The following is a 17672-nucleotide window of genomic DNA, read 5'->3' on the forward strand; positions in this document are numbered from 1 at the left end:
TTGGAAGGAACAGATCATGCGCACTCGCCCGCTGGGCCGTACCGGCATCCAGGTCAGTCCCTACTGCCTCGGCACCATGATGTTCGGCCCGTTCGGCAACCCCGACCCCGACGACTGCGTCGCCATCATCCACCGGGCCCTCGACGCCGGCATCAACTTCATCGACACCGCCGACGTCTACGGCGGTGACGGCGAAACCGAACGGATCGTGGGCAGGGCGCTGCGCGGCCGACGCGACGACGTGGTGCTCGCTACCAAGGTCAACGGCGCCATGGGCACCGACCCCAACCATCGCGGCAGCTCCCGCCGCTGGATCGTCACCGCGGTCGAGAACTCGCTGCGGCGTCTCGGCGTCGACCACATCGACCTCTACCAGGTCCACCACCCCGAGCCCGGCACCGATATCGAGGAAGCCCTCGCCGCCCTGACCGACCTGATGCAGGCGGGCAAGGTACGCGCGATCGGCCATTCCAGCCTGCCGGCCGCGGAGATCGTCGAGGCCCAATGGGTTTCCGAACGGCGCAGACTGGCCCGCTTCCGCACCGAACAGCCGCCGTACTCGATCCTGAACCGCGGTATCGAGCGCGACGTCCTCCCGGTCTGCGAGCGTTACGGGCTGGGCACGCTGGTCTGGAGCCCTCTGGCCTCGGGTCTGCTCACCGGCCGCTACCGCAAGGGCGGCAACGAACAAGTCTCGAGCGCCCGCATGCACTGGGTGCCCAAGCACATGACCGACAAGCGCAACCACGATGCCGTCGAAGAACTCGTCCCGATCGCCGAGCAGGCCGGTCTGTCGCTCACCCATCTGGCCCTGGCCTTCGTCATCAGCCATCCCGCGGTCACCTCGGCGATCATCGGCCCCCGCACCATGGCGCAGCTCGGCGACCTGCTCGCCGGCGCCGGCACCACCCTCGACGACGACACCCTCGACCAGATCGACAAGGTGGTCCCGCCCGGGGTGAACCCGGGCACGCTCGACATCGCCTACGTACCACCCGCACTCGAGCAAGCCGACCTGCGCCGCCGCCGCACCGGCGACCGCGCCGCCGCCTGACGTACCTGTCCACGACCACTGGTAGGCCCAGTGCTCCCGAATCCACGGCGAGGGGCAAAGTAACTCGCCGGGCAACTCAGGGGCTCCGGCTCCCCCTTCACGCCTTCGCCTTCAGAAGACCTTCTTGGGCTCGGCCGATGACGACCGGGGAGCAGGCGTGCTCGCGCCCGCCGACCGGCGGGAAGGGTGGTCAGCGGGACGGAGGGTCAGCGGGGGCGGCTGAGGGCGGCCTCGGCCAGGTCCGTCCACTGCTCGGCCGAGGAGTGGGGCACGACGACCCAGTCCTTGACCACTCTGCCCTGTCCTGAGGGGTCGAACAGGCACGCGCCGGGCAGCTCAAGCGCGGACGCGTGCTCGGGGGTGTCCCTGACCAGCCGGAACACCATCGCGCCGTCACGCTGCAGGCTCGCGAACACCTTGCCCGCCTGGTCCTTGAGGGCGGGCCTGCCCATCATCCTGGAGATCAGCACGCCCAGGTCGGCCAGCTCGGCGCCGACCTGCTTGAAGTCCTCTTCCGCGCTCATCCTCAGTCGCCCCCCGACTCCATGGCGGCGTGGGTCGAGCGGCTCACGGCGGCCGGGGTTCCTCCCAGGCCACACGCTCGTCCCGGCCCCGCCTTCCGGCCCGAACGGCGATCAGGGTAGCAGGACCGCCCCGATCCGAAGAACTCCCCCAGTCCGGCCACGAACCAGGGGTCCGTGGCCGAGGAGCCGCGGGGGTGCCGGAGTCGGTGGGGGTGGGTGTTGCTGGTTATTCTGTGGCACGTCGAGCCGGGTACGGCTCCCCGCCACGAGCCCCCACCGGAAGGCGACGACCGTGACAGCCTCCCCGCGCCGGAGCACGTGGCCGGCGACGACGGTGGCGGCGCACGCGGTCCTGGCCCTGCTGACGGTGCTCGTCCTGGCGGCTGTGCGGCACCTCGGGGCGGATCTGTGGCAGGTCGCCGCCGCGGCGGGCGCGGTCGTCCTGCTCCACGCGGGAGCGGCGGTGGTCCGTCGACGGCCGTGGCCGGGGTACATGATCGGCGCGCTGGCGATGCTCGTCCTGGTGCTGACGCCCGCCCTGAGCTGGTCGCCGAGCCTGCTGCCCTCGGCCGTCTGCTTCCCCTTCGCGTTGTGGCGGCTGACCGGCCTGGTCCCGGTCAGGTCGTCGGTGGTCGCGCTGGCCGTCGCCGTGCTCGGGATCGTCCTCACGGAGGTGGTGGCGTGGGCCCGGCTGCCGCCTGACACCCCTGTGTGGACCCGCCTGGTCGAAGGCGGGCTGCTGATGCTCGTGGTCGGTGGGGTGTGGCTCGCCGCCCTGCTGGTACGTCGCAGGCACGAGGCCGACCGGCGAGCCGAGGGCGAACGGCTGGCCGCGGCGGTCGCGACCGAACGGGCCGGCATCCGCCGCGACCTGCACGACGTGATCGCCCACACGGTCACCGTCATGGTGGCCCGGATCGAGGCAGCGGCGGTGACGACGGCGGATCCGGCGACCCGCCGCGAACTCGGCGACATCGCCGAGGCCGGCCGGGACGCCCACCAAGGTCTGCGCGCGATGCTGGCCACCCTGGGCCCGGCCACCGCGGCGCCGCGCGCCGCCTCCCGGCCCGCGGCGGTCCCGATCTCGCTCGACGCCCTCCCCGGCCTCGTGGCGTCGGCGGCGAGCCCGCTCCACGCGGTGACGTACGCCGAGGTGGGCGAGCGGCGGCCGCTGAGCCTGAGCGCCGAGGTCGCGGTGGTCCGGACCGTGCAGGAGGGCATCACCAACGCGCTGCGCCACCTCGAACCCCCCGTCGAGGTGGCCGCCCGCCTGTGCTGGAGCCCGTCCGAGGTGGTCGTGGAGGTGCGCGACGACGGCGGCAAGGCGCCGCGCGACGCCGGCAGCACGGGAACCGGCCTGATGGGGATCGAGGAACGGGTGCGTACGGCGGGCGGCACCCTGTCGATCGACGACAGGGACGACGGATGGGTGCTGCGGGCGCGGCTCCCCACGAAGGAGGGCGCGTGACCGGCATCCACGTCATGCTCGTCGACGATCAGGAGCTGCTGCGGGCCTCGCTCCGCACGGTGTTGTCGGCCGACGAGCGCATCGAGGTCACCCACGACGTCGGCGACGGCGGCGACGCCGTCGAGGTCGTCCGGCGGCACCGCCTCGACGTGGTGCTGATGGACATCCGCATGCCGCGCATGGACGGGGTCGCCGCCACGGCGGAGATCGTCCGGATCGCGCCGGCGACCCGGGTGCTCATGCTGACGACGTTCGACGACGACGAACTGGTCGTGGCCGCCATCCGGGCGGGTGCGAGCGGCTACCTGACCAAGGACGTCCGGCCCGCCGCGCTGGCCCAGGCCGTGTGCGACGTCGCCGCCGGCACGTCGGCGCTGGCTCCGGGCGTGGCCGCGACGATCCTCGATCTCGTCCGTCAGGTGCCGACGCGGCGGACGGCGGCCCTGGACGGCCTCACCCCGCGCGAGGTCGAGGTCTTCGGCCTGCTCGCCCGCGGCAGGTCCAACGCCGAGATCCGCGCGGAGCTGGTGCTGAGCGAGAACACGGTGAAGTCGCACGTCCGGGCCATCCTGCAGAAGCTGGGCCTGCGCGACCGCGTGCACGTGGTGATCCACGCCTACGAGAACGGGCTCGTGGCGCGCGACGACCTGGCCGGCCGGATTCCATCCCATCGAGTGGCGCCGCCTCACCCTTTGGTGTGATGTCGCCCGAGGACGCCCGGCCTAGGTTCGACGTCGTGCTTTTTCCACGTCTGCCGCGCCTGTCCCGGGTGGCCTCCCTCCTCGTTCTCACCGCCGTCCTGCTCGGCTGGACGGCACCGGCGCACGCCGCCGGCGATCGGCTCGTCGACGACTACCGTTCCGTCTACGGCACGCCGGGCGTCGCGGCGGCCGTGATCGACGGGTCGTCGGTCGAGACGATCGTCCGCGGCCGGGACGGGGACGGCGAGGCGGTGACGTCGCGGACCCGGTTCCGGATCGCGTCGATGAGCAAGTCGATGACGGCGGCGGCGGTCATGCTGCTGGTCGACCGTGGCCGCCTCTCCCTGGACGACCCGGTCGTCAAGGTCCTGCCCGGCTTCAGGATGGCCGACCCGCGCTTCACCCGGATCACCGTGCGCCAGGTCCTCAGCCACACCTCGGGCCTGTCGAACAGCACCGACAGCGAGTACGTGTTCCCGCCCGCGCGCGACGCGCGGGAGATCGTGGCCGGGCTGGCCGGCAAGGTCCTGGCCGCCGATCCGGGCACCCGCTGGGAGTACCACAACACCAACTACTCGATCGCGGCGAGGATCGTCGAACTGCTGTCGGGGACGTCCTTCGACGCCTTCCTCCGCGCCGAGCTGTTCACGCCGCTGGGCATGACCGCCACCAGCTCGACGCCGGGCTGTTCCGATCGCGCCGAGGGCCTGCCGTCCGGGTACGAGGTCGTTCTCGGGGTCGCCGTCGCGGCGCCGGAGATGCCGGGGATGTGCTTCGGCAACGGCGGGGTGGTCTCGACGCTGGACGACATGGTGCGGTGGCTGCGGTTCAACCAGGGGACCTTCGGGGCGGGCCTGCTGAGTGCCGGCTCGCTGGCCGAGCTGCACACCGGCCGGCCGAAGGCCGGCGGCTACGCCCTGGGCTGGCGGTCCCGTCCCGTCACGGCGGGCGGTCCGCCGTCGCTGGTCGGCCACGGCGGGACGCTGGCGACGTGGACCGGGGACATGGTCTTCTCGCCCGGGACCGGCGTGGCCGCGCTCGTCCTGACCAACAGCGGCGGCGACCCCGGCCTGCTCTCGGCCAACCTCCTCGCCGAGCGGCTCGGGGCGCCGGCGACGCCGATGAGCAACCCGCTCACCGTCGTGAACGCGGTCCTGCTCGGGCTCACTGTGGGGATGACCGCGCTGCTGGTCACCGCGACCGTCCGGGCGCGCCGCTGGGCCGCGCGACGCCGTGCGGCGCGCCGGCCGCGGCTGGTTCCGCGGCTGCTGCCCCTCGCCGTGGTGACGGTGCTGGGCGCGCTGTTGCCGGCGCTGGTCTGGGGGCCGTTCGACATCCAGTACTGGATCGTCACCGTCTGGCTGCTGCCGCTGCTGGCGATCTTCTCCCTCGTCTGCTGCGCGCTCGGGGCGGTCGCGTTCGGCCGTCGGCTGCGGTGCTTGCGCCGCATGGCGAAGGAGTCTGCCTGAACGCGTCTCACAGGCCGTCCAGGAACTCGCGGACGACCTCGGCGAACCCCACGGGATCGTCGTCGTGCACCCAGTGACCGCAACCCGCGAACTCGCGCAGCACGGTGCCGGGCCGACGCGCGGCCATCCGCCTGGCCAGGGCCGTGGGCAGGACGAAGCTGTCCAGTCCGTGGACGAACAGCGCCGGGCAGTCCGAGCCGAGCCAGTCGGCCCACCAGTCGCCCACCAGCGCCCGCTGCGAGGCCATCATGTCGTCGTGGTCGAACAGCAGCTCCCACCCGTCGCCGCGCTCGACGGCGCTGTCCAGGAAGTAGCCGGCGTCGGGAATGCCGCGCGCCTCGATGGCGCGGCGCAGCTCGTCCAGGGTGGCGGCGCGGCGGGGCCACCCGCTCACGTCCAGCACGGGATGCGGCACCTCCGGCGGACGGTTGTCCGCCCCGCCCTCCTCCACGACCAGCGCCCGGACCAGCTCCGGGTGCCGGGCGGCCAGCCGGAACGCGACCACGCCGCCCATGGAGTGGCCCAGCACGACCACCGGCCCCAGGCCGAGACCGCGCAGGAACGCGGCGGCGTCGGCCACGTACGCGTCCGGCTCGAAATCGCCGTCGCCGCGGGCGGAGTGCCCGTGCCCGCGCTGTTCCAGGGCGATCACGCGGTAGCGCGGGGCCAGCGCGCCGGCCAGGGACGCGAACATGCGCGCCCGCCCGAAATGCCCGTGCAGCGCCAGCACCACCCCGTCCCCCGAGGGCCGCCCCTCACCCGCGTCCAGCCAGGCCAGACGCAGCCCGCGGACGGTCGCGTACCTCTGCGTCGTGAACGCCATCGACCCGCTCCTCCCCCGGACGGGCCCGACCCGTCCAAAAGATGATCATGGCAGACCGCGGACAGCGCTCCGCCCGCAGGATGACGGCTGATCATCCATCCGGCGGACGACGCCCCGGACGCCGCCTCCCTACCGTGTTCCACGCGATGGGGCGCATTCGGCTCCCCATGCAGACAAAAGGGCGGGAATGATCATGGGGAAGACGCGTACCAGCATCGACGACATCGCCGCGTACGGCGCTGAGCTCGACGAGGGCCAGCTGCTCCAGGTGAGCGGCGGCGCCAAGAGCCAGGTCATCGTGATCCACGGCGGCCACTCGCACACCTCCGGCGACAGCAACTAGTACGCCGCGGGGGCGCGGCCCGGGTCGCGCCCCCGACCGGAACCACGCTGATGATCCTCGTACTGACCTGCGACGGAGACGAGCACGCCGAGCGCGTCGTGGGCACGCTCGCCGCGGCGGACGTCACCGTCTTCGACCCCGCGCGCTTCCCCGCCGACGCCACCTTGCAGATCGGCCATCCGGGAGACGGCTCGACCGTCCGCGCCCTCGTCCAGGACGGACGACGTCTCGTCCTCGACGAGCTGACCGCGATCTGGTACCGCCGCCCGGGCAACCCGGTGGCCCATCCTCGGACCGTCGCCGGCGACCACGTCGAGGAGGAGTGCCGCGTCCTGGCCGAGAGCCTGTGGGACGGCCTGGGGTGCCTCAAGGTCCCGGCCTCCAGGCCGGTCATCGACCGTGCGGGGCGCAAGCCGTACCAGCTGGAGGTGGCCAGGCGGCTGGGCTTCGACCTGCCCGCGACGCTGATCACCAACGATCCCGACTGCTTCCTCGACTTCTACGACCGGCACGAGGGCCGGGTGATCACCAAGCCCGTGCACGGCAATCAGCCGGAGGCGGGCGGTGAGCGGTTCGGGCGGTTCGCGGCGCCCGTGACCCCGGCCGACCTCGGTCACGCCGACGCCCTGCGCCTGTGCCCGGTCATCGTCCAGGCGTACGTTCCCAAGCGGGTCGAGGTGCGGGTGACGGTGGTGGGCGGCGAGCTCTTCGCCGCGGAGATCCACTCCCAGGTCAGCAACCACACCCGCTACGACTGGCGGCACTACGACCCCGGGGCCACCCCCGTCCTGCCGCACGACCTGCCCGGCGACGTCGCCGGACGCTGCCTGGAGCTGGTCGAGCGGCTCGGGCTGACGTACGGCGCGATCGACCTGATCCTCACGCCGGACGGCCGCCACGTCTTCCTGGAGATCAACCCGAACGGCCAGTTCCTGTGGATCGAGGACGCGACCGGGCTGCCGATCAGCACGGCGATCGGCGAACTGCTCAAGAACGGAGTGCGGCGATGACGTACGGGCCGATGCTCGCCGACGCGGTGGGCCTGCTCAGCTCGGGCGCGCCCGAGGGCGGCCTGGAGGGGTTCCGCGCGGCGTACCCGCACACCCGGACGCGACTGGTCGCCCAGCGCGAGGAGTTCGACGGGTCACTGCACCACGCCCTGCTCATCAAGGACGGCGACGGCGCCACGATCTCGCTGTCCTGGTGCTCCGACCGGGCCCTGCCGTGGCCGTTGCGCGGCGTGCACCGCGCGGGCGAGCACCTGCTGCTCCGGGTCAACGGCATCGAGACCCCCGTGGCCAGGGCGATCGCCTGCCTGGACTTCATCTGGGACGAGTCCACGCTGGCCGACCGGCTCATCGCCGACAGCCTCGTACGCGAGAAGCTGGCGGAGGCGCGGGAACCGCTGAGCGACGCCGCGCTGCAGCAGGCGATGGACGCCTTCCGCCGCGCACGCGGCCTGCTGACCGGGGCGGCGACCCGGGCCTGGATGGACCGCAACCGCATCTCCCACCGGGAGCTGGAGGAGCTGGTCGCGGTCGAGGCCGCCGTCGCCGCGCTGCGCTCGCGGGTGGCCGCGGGACGGGTGGAGGACTGGTTCGCCGAACACGGCGGGGAGTTCGACGTCGTCCGGGTCGCGCGCGTGGTGTTCGCCGACGTACCGGCCGTGCCCGACGCGGCCGCGTTCCTTCAGATGGTCGAGCGGGCCTTCGCCGACGGCAGCGCCCGGCCGGGCGAGGTGTTCGCCACCCTCCGTCGGGGCGACCTCGACGCGGAGACGGCCGAGCGGATCTTCGGGGCGCCTCCCGGGACGGTCGCCGGGCCGTTCCCCGTGGAGGGCGGGCACCTGCTGGTCAAGGTCCTGGCGGTGGAGCCGGCCGTGCTCGACGGGACGGTCCGCGACCTCGTCGAGCGCCGGATCTTCGGCGAATGGATCGAGGAGCGCAGGCACGCGGCCAAGATCGAGTGGTTCTGGGGGGTCGCGGAACGGACGTCGGGCAGGTGACGCCGCTTCCGTACCAGGGAAAGGCGGTTCGTCCCCATCGGGGTGCCCCGGCGGCCGCCCTCGCCCTGGCCACCACCGCCGCCGGCCTGGCCCTGCTGACGGCCGCCCCCGCCGTCGCCGCCCCCGCCGCGCGTATCCAGGCCGGCACGGCTCAGGCGAGCACAGCGCGAGAGGATCGCCAAGTCCGGCACGTGGCCCTGTAACGGCAAGTACGGCATCGTCCGCCAGGGTCGGCAGCGGTCAGCCCGGCACGTCGGTGGGGAAACGTTCGTAGCCCAGCACCGCGAGGAGTTCCAGCTTCTCGCGGGCCTCGGTGCGCGGCGGAGCGGTGAGCACCAGGAGCGCCTGTGACTGATCCTCGGTGAACAGTGCCTGGCAGTCGAGCTCGATCGGCCCGAGCCGGGGATGGACGATGATCTTGTGGTCCGCGAAGCGGGCGGCGACCTCGTGCCGGTCCCACAGCGCGACGAACTCCGTGCTCGCCTTGCACAGCGTCCGCACGAGCTCGCCGGCCCGCGAGCGCGGCCCCATCGTGCCGTACGCGGCCCGCAGGTTCGCGACCAGGGCCCGGCTCTGCCGGTCGCGGTCGTCCTCGGGGTAGACGAGCCGCTCGCCGGGGTCGGTGAACCAGCGGTAGATGTCGCTCCTGGCAAGCCCGGTGTGGGCGGACCTGTCGCCGAACAGCGCCTCGGCCATGCGGTTCTGCACGAGCGTCTCGCACAGGTTGGACATGATGAGCGCGGGGGTGTCGCTGAGCCGGTCGAGGACGCGCAGCAGCGCGGGGGCGACGTGCGTGGCCGCCGTGACGGCGGCCGGGGCGTTCTGGCCCGCCACCCGGAACAGGTAGTCGCGCTCGTCGGTGGTCAGCCGCAGCGCGCGGGCCAGCGCGGCGAGCATCTGGAGGCTGGGCTGCGGGCCGCGCCGCTGTTCGAGCCGGGTGTAGTAGTCGGTCGACATCATGGCGAGGGCGGCGACCTCCTCGCGCCGCAGCCCCGGGGCGCGGCGGCGGGCACCCGTGGGCAGTCCGACGTCCTCGGGCTGCAGCGACTCGCGGCGGCGTCGGAGGAAGTCGGCGAGCGATGCGCGGTCCATGCCTCCCAGTATCGTGCCGCCTCACCAGGGCTGATGACCGTCAGCCAGGGATCGCCGATCCCCCGATGAGCGCTCTCTGCACCCGCTGCGCCCGGAGGGGGAACCTGGACGGCATGAACATCTCAGGCAACACCGTCTTCATCCCCGGTTCCACGAGCGGGATCGGGCTCGCCCTCGCCCTCGCGCTGCATGCCAGGGGGAACACCGTCATCGTCGGCGGGCGGCGCGCCGACCTGCTGGAGCGGATCGCGGCCGAGCACCCGGGCCTCGACACCGTGCGGATCGACACCGCGGACGCCGCGAGCGTCGAGTCGGCCGCGAAGGAGGTCCTGGCCAGGCACCCCGATCTCAACGTGCTGGTCACGATGGCGGGGATCATGCGCGTCGAGGACTGGCACGACCCCGCGACGTTCCTCGCCACGGCCGAGGAGACCGTGACGACCAACGTGCTGGGCCCGATCCGGCTCATCGCCGCGTTCATCGAGCACCTGCGGTCCCGGCCGGACGCGACGATCGTCACCGTCTCCTCGGGGCTGGCGTTCGCGCCGCTGAGGATCACGCCGAGCTACAACGCCTCGAAGGCGGCCGTCCACATGCTCAGCGAGTCGATCCGGCTGCAACTGGCCGACACGTCGGTGAAGATCGTGGAGCTCGAACCGCCGGCCGTGCGCACCGCGCTGCTGCCCGGCGAGGAGTTCGTCGAGCACGCGATGCCTCTGGAGGAGTTCGTGGCAGAGGTCATGGAGCTGCTGGAGACCCGGCCGGACGCGAAGGAGATCCAGGTCGAGCGGGTGAAGTTCCTGCGGTACGGCGAGGCGCGCGGCGACTACGACCAGGTCGTGGCCACCCTGAACGCCTAGCGCGACGTCCCCTGCCTCGCCGGACGCGAGCTCCTCTGGCAGGGTTCGGCCATGCACGATCACGAACTGGACGACGGGGTGGTACGGCTCCGCGCGTGGACCGACGAGGACGCCGGCTGGTACGCCGAGAGCGTGCGCGACCCGCTCATCCAGCGGTTCACGACCGACTCGCCGACCCTGGACGCCGCGCAGGTGCTGGCCGCGATCGTCCGGCTGCGCGAGTCAGAGGCCGACGAGGGCTTCCTCGTCTGCGACTCGGTCACCGGGCGGCGGCTGGGCAACATCGCGCTGCGGCATGACGGCCGGTTCGGTGAGATCTCCTACTGGGTGGCCGCCGAGGCGCGCGGGCGCGGGGCGGCGACCAGGGCCGTGGCCCTGTTCAGCGCCTGGGCCTTCCGGAACGTCGGCCTGGGCGAGCTGTGGCTGCGTGCTCATCGCGACAACGTCGCCTCGCGGCTGGTGGCATCGCGCACGGGGTTCCGTCGTGATCCACGGCGGGACGAGACGCAGGAGGTCAAGGGCGAGGTGTGGCCGATGCTCGGTTATACGCTCGCCCGGCCCGCGTCCTGACCGGGGACGGCGTACTGCGCCATTCCAGGCCGGCGGCAGTCTCCATTCGAGTATGCGGGTCTGCGCCATTCTCAAGTTCAGGCCGGCGACATTCTTGCTGTGCGACCATGGGCGGGTGTCCCCCGTTTCCGGTGCCGTCACGTGGACCGCCGTTGCCGCCGCGCTCATCCAGGCGGTCGCAACAATGCATGACGTTCGTCACGGCCGGAATTCCGATTCACCCATGGCCGCGGCGAACACCCTGGTGATCAGGATGTGCCTGGTCGCCACGGTGTTCGCGGCCGTGTGGGTGGCAATGGTGAGCTACGCGCAGGAACGCCGGCAGTTCGCCACACTTTCCTACATCGCGATCCGCGACGACCTGGACACCCCGTTCATCCAATTGGCGCTCTTCGTCGGCGACGTGGTCGCCGAGATGCTCTTTCCCATTCTGGCGGCGGGGATACTCGGCGCGGCCATCAACATTCTGCTCACCGAACGCCCGAGCAGGCCCGAGACGTTTGTCCATGTCGCGACGCTGGTCACGATCACGGCAGCCGGCGTGTCGGTCATCGCCACCAAGTTCAGCATTTCCCATGACTTTCACATTCCCTGGCTGATCATCGTCATCGCCACCGTCAACAACCTTCTGGCGACCGCCATCGGCCCCCTCAGACGACCACGTGACGACGGCGGCCACATTGACGGCCGGGCCGTTCAAAGCCCCGCCCGAGGACGGGTGTTGACCGTTCTGGGATGGACACTGGGCGCCCTGGCATTGTTGGTGCCCCTCGTCGGCAGCTCGCTGTACAAGGAGCTGGTGTCCAACGCGGATCTTCCCTTGTGGGCGCCGCCGCTGATCGCGGTCGCGATCGTGGTGCCTCCGATGCTGCTCTACGGTGTCAGCGCCGATCTCCTGAAACGGGGAAGGCGGCACCGCCACCGGATCATCCCGTCGTTCGAGGAGCTCGCCGGGAAGCGGTATCTGCTCTATCTGCGCCCCTTCGCCGTCGACCCCGCGATGGCCCTGCCCCCGGACCAGGCTCCGGGCTGGACCACCCGTTCGCCCTTCGAGCTGCCCGGGACGCAGGAGGAGTTCCTGGTGCGTCAGTTCCGCGGGCTGGGTCGCGTCGTCGCGATCGGGCAACCCGGCGAACGCCTGCCGGAGCTGGGGGCCGAACGCGGATATCTGCCGGTCGACGACTGGCAGCGCACGGTGAGCGGGCTGATCCGGGGCGCGCACGCGGTGATCATGACAGCGGCCCCCGGTCCCGGGACGATGTGGGAGTTCACCGAGGCGCTCCGCACCACCACGCCCGCCCGGCTGCTGCTGCTCGTCTATGACGACGAGATCTACCACGCCTTCCGGGAGAGCGCCGCCCAGGAGTACGCGACGAGGTCGTCCGCCGAGCCGGACGTCGACTGGCCGCCCCTACCGCTGCTGCCGGACATCCCGCCGCCCGACCCGCACGCCAAGGGCCTCCGCTGGGACTTCCCGCTCCAGGGAATCCTGTCCTTCGACCACGCGTGGCGTCCGCGGTTCACCCCGTTCCCGCCGACCGTGCCGCGACTGAGGCATGTGTGGACCATCCGCCGGCTGGTGCGGCGCAAACTGAGGCCCGTACTGCACCCGGTGTCCCAGTTGCCCCCGGCGCCGCCCCGGTGATGAGTACGGACACGCGGCTGGACGGGGTCGACGAGCTCACGTTCTCGGGGATGGCGGAGCGGCACCGGCGGGAGCTGCACGTGCACTGCTACCGCATGCTCGGGTCGTTCGAGGACGCCGAGGACACCGTCCAGGAGACGTTCCTGCGTGCCCGACGGCGAGGTGCTGTGGTTGCAGCCCTACCCGGACCGGCTGCTCGACGAGCTGCCCGCGGGCGACGCGGACGAGCCCGAGACCGTCGCGGTCGCGCGGAGACGATCGAGCTGGCCTACCTGGTCGCGGTCCAGCACCTCGCGCCGCGCCCGCGGGCTCACCGCGCTGCTGCGGGACGACGTCCGCTGCTCGATGCCGCCCACGCCGGGTATGTGCGTCGGCCGCGACATGGTGGTGAGCGACTGGGTCGAGAGCGGTTTCGTGGACCTGAGGGGCCTGCGCGCCGTCCCCACGGCCGTGAACCGGCAACCCGCCGTCGCCTTCCACCTCTGGCGGCAGGCGGAGGGCGCGTACCTGCCGCTGACGATCGACGTCCTGCGCGTCACCGGCGGAGCGATCACCGAGGTCGTCATCTTCCACGACGACCAGTTCCCGCGGCTCGGCCTGCCGGAGCGCCTGCCCGCGGACGGCACGTCATCGAACGACGGAGGAACGCCATGAACACCGGGAACGACACCGAAGGCGTCGCAGGCCGGGTGGTTCCGGTGGACGGCGGGGTCGCTGACCGCGATCTCGCTGGTCCCCTCCTGTCCGGGGCGGACACCGCCACCGTCACCGCCCTCCTCGGGCTCCACCTGTCCCGGCGACGGTGGTGATCCCCGTCCTGGCGCGCAGCCTGCGCGCCAGGACCGGCTGACGGTCCCGCTACGGGTGTCCGTCGTGCTCGCCGGCGAAGGCCGGGGGCCGGTCAGGCGGTCTCGCCGACGATGCGCTGGTGCCATTCCGCCAGCTCGACGAGCAGCCCGTCGGCCGCGCCGCCGAACATCGCCGTCAGTTCCTCCGCGTCGTCCACCACCACCACGTGATCCAGCAGGTCCGCGCGCAGCCGGGCCGCCCTCGGGTCGCCGGCGCCGTCCGGGTCGAAGGCGGTGGCGGCCAGGAACAGGCCGCCGACCCCGGCCAGCGCCGCGGTCTGCCGGGCCTGCGTGCCGAGCACGGTCGCCGCGTCCGCCGGTACGACCGGCAGCGCCGGCCGCCCGTCGCGGAGCAGCAGCGTCAGCGGGCGAGCGGGCACCTGCTCCCCCGCCTCGCCCGCCGGCACGTGGGTGCTCCCGTCGGCGTGCCGGGCGGTGTGCCGGGGACGCCCCCACGGCACACCGTCCGCCTGGTCCTGCGCACTCGCGCGCGTGAACAGGCCGCCGTCGGCGTCGACGACGAGATCCCCGGGCTGCCACTGCTCGCCATCAAGCGGAATGTGCGCATTCGTCATGCCTGAACGCTACGCCCTGGTTGCGACAAATCTTCGTGGCGTGCGGACGCCTGTGGTGGGCATCTGTCAGGACATGGTGGAGGCGCACGGTTGGGGCAGGCCGCGGGTGGCGGTGTCGAGCTGCCTGCTCGGCGAGCCCGTACGGCACAACGGCGGGCACAGCCGCGCCCGATTCTTGACGCAGGAGCTGGCGCCGTTCGTGGACTGGGTGCCGATCTGCCCCGAGATGGAGATCGGCCTCGGCGCGCCCCGCGAGACGCTGCGTCTGGAACGTTCCCCCGCCGGCCCCCGCCTGATGACCCGGCAGAGCCGCCGCGACCTCACCGCCGCCATGGACGACCTGGCCGCCGAACGCTCCCCGCGCCTGGCGGCCGACGGTTACGTGTTCAAGGCCAAGAGCCCGAGCTGCGGCATCCACGGCATCCCGCTCTACGCCGGGGACAACGCGGTGACCAGGAACAACCGGGGCCTGTTCGCCGACGCGGTGATCGAGGGCCACCCGCTGCTGCCCGTCGAGGACGAGGGCCGGCTCAACGACGCGGTCCTGCGAGAGGCGTTCGTCGAGCGCATCTTCGCCCACGCGCGGCTGCGCGAGCTGCTGGAGGGCGACTGGCGGCCGCGCGACCTGGTCGCCTTCCAGGCCCGGCACAAGATGCAACTGCTGGCCCACTCCCCCGACGGCTACCGCGAGACCGGCCGCCTGGTGGCCGCCGCGGGCGTCCGGCCGCGCGAGGAGCTCGCCGAGGAGTACGGCAGGGCGTTCCGGGAGGCGATGGCGGTCAAGGCGTCGATCGGGCGCAACGTCAACGTGCTGCAACACTGCCTCGGCATGGTCGGGGACGAGCTGGACCCGGTGCGCCGCGCCGACCTCGTCGAGGTCATCGGCTCGTACGCGGCGCACCGGGTGGCGCTGAGCGTGCCGCTCACGTTGCTGCGCCACCATGCCCGGGGCGAGGCGGCCACGTACGTCCAGGACCAGACGTACTTCTCGCCCTATCCGGAGGAGCTGGGCCTGCGCAACCACGTCGTGTGACCCCGCCGCGCCGGGCGGACCGGCGCGGCGGGCACGCGCCTACAGGGGGGTGGGCTCGGTCGGCAGCTGGCCGCCGGACTCCGGGGTTTCGGGGGTGCGCGGCGGCACGTGGTGCACCCGCGCCGAACCGATCTCGAAGTACAGGCCGACCAGCGTCAGCTGCCCCGCTCTGACCTGCTCGTCGACCTTGCGGTAGGTCCGCAGGTTCTCCAGCTGCTGCTGGATGTTGAGCCGGCACAGCGCGTCGAGCGAGGCGTCCTCGGCGGAGGTGTCGTGGCCGTCCTCGCCGAGCCGGTCGATGCTGGGACGGCCGTGCCGGAGCCAGCGGCTGAGCTGCGGCAGGCCCTCGATGGTCGCCGGGCCCTTCAGCAGCGCCGCCATCGCGCCGCAGCCGGAGTGCCCGCAGACGGTGATGGTGTGCACGTTCAGGACGCCGGTGGCGTACTCGATGGCGGCGGCCACCGAGTCGTCGTGCGGCTCGGAGCCGGCGCACGGCACCAGGTTGCCGATGTTGCGGACCGTGAACAGGTCGCCGGGCCCGCTGGAGGTGATCAGGCTGGGCACGACCCGGGAGTCGGCGCAGGTGATGAACAGGTGGGAGGGACGCTGCTGGGTGGCGAGCTGGGTGAAGATGGGCCGCAGCAGCGGGGCCGTGCGCTTGTGGAACTCGTCCGCGCCCTGGGCGAGCCGGCACTCGATCGCCGCCGTGGCCGACAGCGGACGGCCGCGGTGGGTCCACGGCAGCCACCAGCGGCCGGGCGCCTTGGGCGGGCTCTTGGCCGGGAACATTCGCCCGCCGCTGGCCGCCATCGTGTACCACTCGTCGTGCAGCTCGTCGATGGTGACCGTACCGCCCAGGCGTTCGTGGTCGAGCCGCCAGGAGTGGATCGCGTCGAAGGCGGCGTTGTCCATGAAGTCGATGTTCAGGTCGAGGTCGACGGCGACGCCGGGCGGGATGGCGCGCAGCTCCTGGGTCAGCCGGGGCACGCCCAGGAAGGTGAGCGAGCCGGAGACCGTCGCGTGCATGACCCCGCCGGGTTCCTGCCGCTTGTCCACCGTCACCCGGGTCAGCCGCCGCAACGCCAGCAGCGCGGCCAGCGCCAGCCCGGCCAGGACGCCCTCGGCGAGCCCGACCAGGATCACGCCCGACATGGTCATGACGTAGACGGGCACCTCGTTGTGGCCGTGGACCTTCCTGAGGTGGCCGAGGCTGATGGTCTTGATGCCGATGAAGACCAGCAGCGCGGCCAGCGCCTCCATCGGGATCAGCTTGATCGTCCAGCCCAGGCAGAGGGCGAACAGCAGGACCCAGACGCCGTGCAGGATCGCCGCCCAGCGGGTGCGGGCGCCCGCCTGGATGTTGGTGGTGCTGCGCACGATCACGCCGGCGACCGGGAGCCCGCCGAGGAAGCCGCTCACCATGTTGGCCACACCCTGGCCGGTCAGCTCGCGGTCGAGGTCGGAGCGGGGGCCGGTGTGCATGCTGTCGGTGGCCACGCAGCACAGCAGCGACTCCGCCCCGGCCACCAGCGCCACCAGCAGCACGCCCATGGCGATGTGCTGCCAGTCGCCGACCGGCAGCACCGGAGGCGCCCACGCGGTGATCGCGCCGGACAGGTCGATGCGGGTGACGTTCCAGCCGAACACCGCGGCGGTGACGGCGGCGGCGAGCAGCGCGGCCAGCGGCGCGGGGATCGCCCGGACGGGCTTGGGCATCCGGCTCCAGGCCAGCAGGACCGTGATGGTGAGGATGCCGACCATCACCTTGTGGCCGTGCAGGTCCATGATCTGGCTGGGCAGCTCGGCCAGGTTGGCCCACGGCGACTGCTCGGGGCTGCCGCCGAGGACGACGTGCAGCTGGGCGAGCGCGATGATGATGCCGACCCCGGCGAGCATGCCGTGCACGACCGCGGGCGAGACCGCGAGCGCGGCCCGGGCCGCCTTGAACGCGCCGAGCAGCACCTGAAGGGCGCCGGCCACGATCGTGATCAGGCAGGTGGCGCGCCAGCCGTAGGTCTGCACCAGACCGGCGATCACCACCGTCAGGCTCGCGGTCGGGCCGCTGACCTGCACCACCGAGCCGCCCAGGCGCCCGGCGACGATGCCGCCCACGGCGGCGGCGACGAGCCCGGCGGCCAGCGGCGCCCCCGCGGCCAGGGCCACGCCGAGCGAGAGGGGCACCGCGACGAGGAACACCACCAGCGATGCCGGCACATCGTGTCTGAGAGTACGCATGACGCTACTCTCCGTAGTTATATTCATGCGGCACACCTTAGTGCCAGATCAACCCCACGTCGGACGACGGTAAAACGCGCCGGACTTGTCCGGTTGCCCGGCGCGCCGCGCCCACCGTGACGCCCTACAGGGCGGCGTCCTCGCAACTCACCGTGACCAGGGCGGAGAACACGTGCGTACGCGCGTCCTGGGAGGTCACCGACTCGAACACCTGGCACGTCGTGAACCCGTGACGCAGCGCGTTCGAGCGGGCGTCGGACTCGGCGTCGGCGAGCGCGACGTTCTCGGCGAGGTTCCGGCCGAAGCCGTCGAACAGCGTGCCCGTCCGCGCGGCGGCGGGCGTCGCGACGACCGCCGCGAGGGCGGCGCCGGCCAGTACCGCCGCCGGCACCTTTCTCCTCAGGTACGTCATGGTCTCCTCCTGGAT

19 protein-coding genes are annotated in these 17672 nt (G+C 72.3%); 13 read left to right on the plus strand and 6 right to left on the minus strand.

Going from position 1 to position 17672, the window contains the following annotated elements; genetic code table 11:
* The first annotated feature begins 16 nt into the window (after positions 1 to 16).
* Complete coding sequence (locus ACIA8R_RS18050; RefSeq protein WP_397039280.1) at positions 17 to 1054, plus strand: aldo/keto reductase; 1038 nt, start codon at positions 17 to 19, stop codon at positions 1052 to 1054.
* A 206-nt stretch (positions 1055 to 1260) separates the two neighbouring features.
* Here ACIA8R_RS18050 and ACIA8R_RS18055 read toward each other — a convergent pair whose 3' ends face one another.
* Entirely contained in the window at positions 1261 to 1578 is a 318-nt protein-coding gene (locus ACIA8R_RS18055) for a hypothetical protein (protein WP_357707899.1), read from the minus strand.
* Between the two features lie 292 nt (positions 1579 to 1870).
* Between ACIA8R_RS18055 and ACIA8R_RS18060 the strand changes: the two genes are divergently transcribed.
* From ACIA8R_RS18060 to ACIA8R_RS18070, 3 genes are read left to right on the plus strand one after another with little or no spacing between them, the layout of a single operon-like run.
* A complete protein-coding gene (locus tag ACIA8R_RS18060) occupies positions 1871 to 3046 on the plus strand; it encodes a sensor histidine kinase (protein WP_397039281.1) in 1176 nt (391 codons plus the stop codon).
* Entirely contained in the window at positions 3043 to 3747 is a 705-nt protein-coding gene (locus ACIA8R_RS18065) for a response regulator transcription factor (RefSeq protein WP_364103061.1), read from the plus strand. The genes ACIA8R_RS18060 and ACIA8R_RS18065 overlap by 4 nt, the downstream gene beginning before the upstream one ends.
* Before the next feature lie 35 nt (positions 3748 to 3782).
* Positions 3783 to 5216: a serine hydrolase domain-containing protein gene (locus tag ACIA8R_RS18070; protein ID WP_397039283.1), complete on the plus strand. Its 1434-nt coding sequence runs from the start codon at positions 3783 to 3785 to the stop codon at positions 5214 to 5216.
* A 7-nt stretch (positions 5217 to 5223) separates the two neighbouring features.
* On the opposite strand, the gene ACIA8R_RS18075 is transcribed toward ACIA8R_RS18070, so the two are convergent.
* Complete coding sequence (locus ACIA8R_RS18075) at positions 5224 to 6039, minus strand: alpha/beta fold hydrolase (protein ID WP_397039285.1); 816 nt, start codon at positions 6037 to 6039, stop codon at positions 5224 to 5226.
* A 193-nt stretch (positions 6040 to 6232) separates the two neighbouring features.
* On the opposite strand from ACIA8R_RS18075, the gene ACIA8R_RS18080 reads away from it, so the two are divergent.
* Genes ACIA8R_RS18080 through ACIA8R_RS18090 form a run of 3 tightly spaced genes read left to right on the plus strand, consistent with a single transcriptional unit; the run spans position 6233 to position 8387 of the window.
* On the plus strand, positions 6233 to 6382 hold the full coding sequence (locus ACIA8R_RS18080; protein ID WP_357707891.1) for a hypothetical protein: 150 nt from the start codon (positions 6233 to 6235) through the stop codon (positions 6380 to 6382).
* Between the two features lie 50 nt (positions 6383 to 6432).
* Positions 6433 to 7392: an ATP-dependent carboxylate-amine ligase gene (locus ACIA8R_RS18085; RefSeq protein WP_397039286.1), complete on the plus strand. Its 960-nt coding sequence runs from the start codon at positions 6433 to 6435 to the stop codon at positions 7390 to 7392.
* On the plus strand, positions 7389 to 8387 hold the full coding sequence (locus ACIA8R_RS18090) for a TIGR04500 family putative peptide maturation system protein (protein ID WP_397039288.1): 999 nt from the start codon (positions 7389 to 7391) through the stop codon (positions 8385 to 8387). The genes ACIA8R_RS18085 and ACIA8R_RS18090 overlap by 4 nt, the downstream gene beginning before the upstream one ends.
* 240 nt (positions 8388 to 8627) lie before the next feature.
* Here the strand turns inward: ACIA8R_RS18090 and ACIA8R_RS18095 are convergent, their stop codons facing one another.
* Positions 8628 to 9479 carry a helix-turn-helix transcriptional regulator gene (locus ACIA8R_RS18095; RefSeq protein WP_364103076.1) on the minus strand — a complete coding sequence of 284 codons (852 nt, stop codon included), beginning with the start codon at positions 9477 to 9479 and terminating at the stop codon, positions 8628 to 8630.
* 113 nt (positions 9480 to 9592) lie between these two features.
* Between ACIA8R_RS18095 and ACIA8R_RS18100 the strand changes: the two genes are divergently transcribed.
* The 5 genes from ACIA8R_RS18100 (at position 9593) to ACIA8R_RS18120 (ending at position 13363) form a co-directional block, all read left to right on the plus strand.
* The gene (locus tag ACIA8R_RS18100) at positions 9593 to 10339 is read left to right on the plus strand and encodes an SDR family NAD(P)-dependent oxidoreductase (RefSeq protein ID WP_364103079.1); all 747 of its coding nucleotides are present in this window, start codon (positions 9593 to 9595) and stop codon (positions 10337 to 10339) included.
* A 51-nt stretch (positions 10340 to 10390) separates the two neighbouring features.
* Positions 10391 to 10909 carry a GNAT family N-acetyltransferase gene (locus ACIA8R_RS18105; RefSeq protein ID WP_397039290.1) on the plus strand — a complete coding sequence of 173 codons (519 nt, stop codon included), beginning with the start codon at positions 10391 to 10393 and terminating at the stop codon, positions 10907 to 10909.
* 115 nt (positions 10910 to 11024) lie between these two features.
* A complete protein-coding gene (locus tag ACIA8R_RS18110) occupies positions 11025 to 12554 on the plus strand; it encodes a hypothetical protein (RefSeq protein WP_397039291.1) in 1530 nt (509 codons plus the stop codon).
* Positions 12555 to 12701: 147 nt separating this feature from the next.
* Complete coding sequence (locus ACIA8R_RS18115; RefSeq protein WP_397039831.1) at positions 12702 to 13208, plus strand: hypothetical protein; 507 nt, start codon at positions 12702 to 12704, stop codon at positions 13206 to 13208.
* A complete protein-coding gene (locus ACIA8R_RS18120) occupies positions 13205 to 13363 on the plus strand; it encodes a hypothetical protein (protein WP_397039832.1) in 159 nt (52 codons plus the stop codon). The genes ACIA8R_RS18115 and ACIA8R_RS18120 overlap by 4 nt, the downstream gene beginning before the upstream one ends.
* Before the next feature lie 92 nt (positions 13364 to 13455).
* Here the strand turns inward: ACIA8R_RS18120 and ACIA8R_RS18125 are convergent, their stop codons facing one another.
* Complete coding sequence (locus tag ACIA8R_RS18125) at positions 13456 to 13977, minus strand: hypothetical protein (RefSeq protein WP_357707884.1); 522 nt, start codon at positions 13975 to 13977, stop codon at positions 13456 to 13458.
* Between the two features lie 73 nt (positions 13978 to 14050).
* On the opposite strand from ACIA8R_RS18125, the gene ACIA8R_RS18130 reads away from it, so the two are divergent.
* Positions 14051 to 15010, plus strand: a complete 960-nt coding sequence (locus ACIA8R_RS18130) for a DUF523 and DUF1722 domain-containing protein (protein WP_364103101.1) — start codon at positions 14051 to 14053, stop codon at positions 15008 to 15010.
* Positions 15011 to 15049: 39 nt separating this feature from the next.
* Here the strand turns inward: ACIA8R_RS18130 and ACIA8R_RS18135 are convergent, their stop codons facing one another.
* Both ACIA8R_RS18135 and ACIA8R_RS18140 read right to left on the minus strand, forming a co-directional pair.
* Positions 15050 to 17245, minus strand: a complete 2196-nt coding sequence (locus tag ACIA8R_RS18135) for a SulP family inorganic anion transporter (protein WP_397039293.1) — start codon at positions 17243 to 17245, stop codon at positions 15050 to 15052.
* 124 nt (positions 17246 to 17369) lie between these two features.
* Positions 17370 to 17657: a hypothetical protein gene (locus ACIA8R_RS18140; RefSeq protein ID WP_357707882.1), complete on the minus strand. Its 288-nt coding sequence runs from the start codon at positions 17655 to 17657 to the stop codon at positions 17370 to 17372.
* Positions 17658 to 17672 lie beyond the last annotated feature (15 nt).

Origin of the sequence: Nonomuraea sp. NPDC051191 (assembly GCF_044455665.1) — a bacterium.
Classification (GTDB): Bacteria; Actinomycetota; Actinomycetes; order Streptosporangiales; family Streptosporangiaceae; genus Nonomuraea.